2 protein-coding genes are annotated in these 1,158 nt (G+C 42.6%); both read left to right on the forward strand.

The features are described 5' to 3' along the window. The coding region (gene pdxA / locus H5072_RS20030) for a 4-hydroxythreonine-4-phosphate dehydrogenase PdxA (RefSeq protein ID WP_182694587.1) at nt 1-887 on the forward strand (887 nt) is incomplete at its 5' end. Beyond that, on the forward strand, nt 884-1,158 hold a 275-nt coding region (locus tag H5072_RS20035), incomplete at its 3' end, for an rRNA adenine N-6-methyltransferase family protein (RefSeq protein ID WP_310735908.1). The genes pdxA and H5072_RS20035, both read left to right, overlap by 4 nt.

Here is a 1,158-nt window from a genome sequence, read left to right on the forward strand (position 1 = left end):
CTGATGGCAAACTATTAAAAGAGCGTGCAAAGCATTTAGGCTTAACAATAAATTTAATTGAATTTGATGATAATGCCCCCGCCATAGCAGCACCTGCGGGCAGTTTGTATATTCATCAGGTTGATTTAGGTGCGGATGTAGAGCTTGGCGTACTAAACGACGGTAACGGCCAATACGTGTTAGATACCTTGCGTATAGCAAGCGAAAAAAACATGGATGGCACGTTCGATGCGGTTGTTACGGGCCCTGTTCACAAAGGCATTATTAACAAAGCGGGCATTTCATTTAGCGGACACACTGAGTATTTTGCGCAGCAATCAAATACTGCAGATGTAGTTATGATGCTTGCAACTGAAGGTTTACGTGTTGCACTTGTAACCACGCATATTCCACTTGCGTATGTGTCGCGTGCCATTACTCCTGAGCGCTTAACTAAAGTAGCGGGTATTTTAAATCACGACTTACAAACTAAGTTTGGGATAGAAAAACCACGTATTTTAGTGTGTGGCTTAAACCCACATGCAGGTGAAGATGGCCATTTAGGCCGTGAAGAAATAGAAACAATCACCCCAACGCTTGAAATACTTAGAAGCGAAGGGATGAATTTAATTGGCCCACTACCGGCCGATACCTTATTTCAACATAAATACCTATCTGAAGCAGATGCAGTACTTGCTATGTATCACGATCAGGGATTACCTGTGCTAAAATACAAAGGATTTGGTAAATCGGTAAATATTACCCTTGGCTTACCATTTATCCGCACCTCAGTTGACCACGGTACTGCTCTCGATTTAGCAGGGACTGGTACAGCTGACGTTGGCAGTTTTGAATTAGCGATCCGCGAAGCAATTAAGCTCGCCCAAGAAAAAGCACAAAATCAATGACCGATAAAGTACATTTAGGACACCGCGCTCGTAAGCGTTTTGGGCAAAACTTTTTATTTGATGAATCTATCATCGATAAAATAGTCTCTGCGATTGATCCTAAACCAGAAGACAACTTAGTAGAAATTGGCCCCGGCCTTGGCGCAATTACTGAGCCAGTAGCCGACTTAAGCGGCCATTTAACGGTTGTTGAATTAGATAAAGACTTAGCACAACGATTAATTGAACACCCATTTTTGGGTCCTAAATTAACCGTTAACCAAGGCGATGC

The sequence above is a fragment of the Pseudoalteromonas sp. SR45-5 genome (assembly GCF_014163565.1).
Taxonomy (GTDB): Bacteria; Pseudomonadota; Gammaproteobacteria; order Enterobacterales; family Alteromonadaceae; genus Pseudoalteromonas; species Pseudoalteromonas distincta.